This is a genomic window from Grylomicrobium aquisgranense, from assembly GCF_033971865.1.
Taxonomy (GTDB): domain Bacteria; phylum Bacillota_I; class Bacilli_A; order Erysipelotrichales; family Erysipelotrichaceae; genus Bulleidia; species Bulleidia massiliensis.
On the sequence record NZ_JALBUR010000066.1, the window covers coordinates 1 to 2,729 of the forward strand.

Consider the following 2,729-nt stretch of genomic DNA (forward strand, 5'->3'; position numbering starts at 1 on the left):
CTTTGATATACATGATTCTACATAGAAATGACGCTGCTGAATAAGTTTTGGTAAAGATAATACAAAAGAAAACAAAAAAGGCCCATAACAGAGCTAATTCACATTAGCAACTGTTACAGGCCCTTTTTATAATGAGTCAGGCAGATTAAATCCGCTGAGTGAGTACCATTCTATTCTGGATCGTATTCTGCCGCATTTTCAACGTGGCTTGAGATGGGGAGGCGTGCTGCTGATGCGCAATATGGATAAAGTGAGGATGGTTGAATTTCCTCAGCATGGAGATGAAAGAGGACATCTTGTCATTGTCGAAGGAAACCAGGATATTCCTTTTGAAATCAAACGTGTTTTCTATATATATGGATCTGAAAAAGGCGTTGTCAGAGGCTGCCATGCCAACCGAAAGTCAGAATTCGTATTAATCAATGTTGCCGGGACGAGCAAGGTAAAAGTCAAGGATGGCAAGGGCAATGAGGCAATTTACTGTCTGAACAGGCCGCATACCGGCATCTATCTTCCGAGCATGGTCTGGAAAGAAATGTATGACTTCAGTGCAGATTCGGTATTGCTCGTGCTGGCTAGTACGCATTATGATCCGGATGAGTACATCCGGGATTATGATGCATTTTGTGAAGAAATCAATTATATGGGGGATTGAGTTGTGAAGGTCCTGGCTAATAATTTAAAGCGGCAGTATGATCTGCATGCGAATGAATATGAGAAAAAGGCAGTCGATGTACTCCGGTCTGGCTGGTATATCTTAGGCAAAGAAGTTGATGCCTTTGAGCATGAATGGGCAGATTATATCGGCACAAAGTATTGTGTTGGTCTTGCGTCTGGTCTGGATGCTCTGTGGATTACGTTCAGGCTTCTTGGCATTGGCAAAGGCGATGAGGTGATTGTATCTTCTAATGCCTATATCGCCTGTGTGATGGGAATTTCCATCAATGGTGCAACACCGGTTTTTGTGGAGCCTGATCAATATGACAATATTGATGCAGACAAAATTGAAGCTGCCATTACTGACAAAACAAAAGCAATTCTGGCTGTACATCTGTTTGGACAATCCTGTGATATGGATAAAATCGGTGCAATAGCAGAAAAATATCATCTTCAGATAGTTGAGGACTGCGCGCAGAGCCATGGCAACAAATGGCATGGAAGAAAGACAGGTACATTTGGTATTGTAAGCTGCTTCTCTTTTTATCCTACGAAAGGCTGTGGTGCCTTTGGGGATGCTGGCTGTATCTGCACAAATGATAAAAAGCTTGCTGAAGATTTCAAAATGTTCCGTAACTATGGAAGCAGAGTTCACTATCATAATGAAGTTGTAGGTGCAAACAGCAGGCTGGATGAGATTCAGGCAGGACTGCTGAGAGTAAAGCTGAAGTATCTGGATCATTTTAACGAAGAGCGAAACCAGCTCGCTAATCGATATTATCAGGGGATTTATAATCCGCTGGTCATTTTGCCAAAAGTCCGTCCTGGAGCGGATTCTTCCTGGCATCAGTTTGTTATTCATGTGCCAGGATATCGTGATGAGCTGATGCAGTATTTAAAAGATAACGGTATTGGTACGATCATTCATTATCCGATTCCTCCGCATCTGTCTGAAGCATATCAGTATCTTGGTTTCCATAGAGGAGACTTCCCGATTGCAGAAAAAGATGCGGATGAGGTTCTTTCAATTCCGATTTATAACGGTATGACAGAAGACGAACAGAATTATGTCATTGAGAAGATCAATTCTTTTCACCCAGGTAAATAATTATGCAGCATCATTATTATGCAATGAACGATTCCTGCAAAATCGTTCCACTTACAAAAGAATATATAGAAAATCTGCGGATATGGAGAAATAATCCGGATCTATCTAAGTTTCTGCGGCCTATTCCTTATATTACAGAGGAAGCAGAATTAAGATGGTTTGAAGATTACTTGTCTGATCCTGGAACATATTTTTTTGCAGTAATTGATCGTAAGCTGAATAAAATGATTGGATCTGTGGCTCTATATCATGTACAAGACCAGTCATGTGAACTTGGAAAAATTGTGATTGGAGACAGACAGTCACATGGAAAAGGATTTGGATATCAGGCAGTTCTTTTAGCAATATGTGTTGGCATCCAGGCGTTATCAATTCATCATTTTTCGCTTGATGTCCATACAGAGAATCTTGCGGCGCTTTCTATTTATATAAGGGCCGGTTTTCTGATTACAGGGAGTCATGATTTTATGCGCGGTGGCAAAGAGCTTGAGATGAAAATCGACAAGCAAAGATTTACAGCATGCAATCCTGACTGGAAAAGCGTGATTGTTGGCAATTATGATGAAAGTAAATAAAAAAAGGAAAGAAATCAGCAGTTATGAAATTATCTATCATTATTCCGGTTTACTATAATGAGTTGAACTTACAGCCGTTATATAAGGATATTAAAGAAAAAGTGATCGATGTCATTGACTATGATTATGAAATTGTCATGGTGGATGATGGCTCCAAAGATAACAGCTGGGAAGTTATGAAGGCTTTGGCTGAGCAGGACGATCACGTCAAGCTGTATCATCTGTCAAGAAACTTTGGCTCTCATGCGGCAATCTTATGTGGTTTAGACAATATGTAAAAGCCCTCCATTAACTTGTGTGTTCGAGGATCATCCCGCATACTTGTTATTGGCTCAATAAAGAGATGGGGAAGTTGCCTCATCCAAGAAAGGAAGGCCTTTACATGATAG

At 40.6% G+C, this 2,729-nt stretch carries 4 protein-coding genes; all 4 read left to right on the top strand.

Annotated features, from left to right (window positions below; genetic code table 11):
- Positions 1 to 256: 256 nt before the first annotated feature.
- The 4 genes from MOZ60_RS11375 to MOZ60_RS11390 are packed head-to-tail and all read left to right on the top strand — an operon-like array spanning position 257 to position 2,618.
- A complete protein-coding gene (locus tag MOZ60_RS11375) occupies positions 257 to 655 on the top strand; it encodes a sugar 3,4-ketoisomerase (RefSeq protein WP_370596766.1) in 399 nt (132 codons plus the stop codon).
- Positions 656 to 658: 3 nt separating this feature from the next.
- On the top strand, positions 659 to 1,765 hold the full coding sequence (locus MOZ60_RS11380) for a DegT/DnrJ/EryC1/StrS family aminotransferase (RefSeq protein WP_370596767.1): 1,107 nt from the start codon (positions 659 to 661) through the stop codon (positions 1,763 to 1,765).
- A gap of 2 nt (positions 1,766 to 1,767) precedes the next feature.
- The gene (locus MOZ60_RS11385; protein WP_370596768.1) at positions 1,768 to 2,340 is read left to right on the top strand and encodes a GNAT family N-acetyltransferase; all 573 of its coding nucleotides are present in this window, start codon (positions 1,768 to 1,770) and stop codon (positions 2,338 to 2,340) included.
- Positions 2,341 to 2,363: 23 nt separating this feature from the next.
- Positions 2,364 to 2,618 (top strand): glycosyltransferase, encoded by a 255-nt coding sequence (locus MOZ60_RS11390; RefSeq protein WP_370596769.1) that lies wholly within the window; start codon positions 2,364 to 2,366, stop codon positions 2,616 to 2,618.
- Positions 2,619 to 2,729 lie beyond the last annotated feature (111 nt).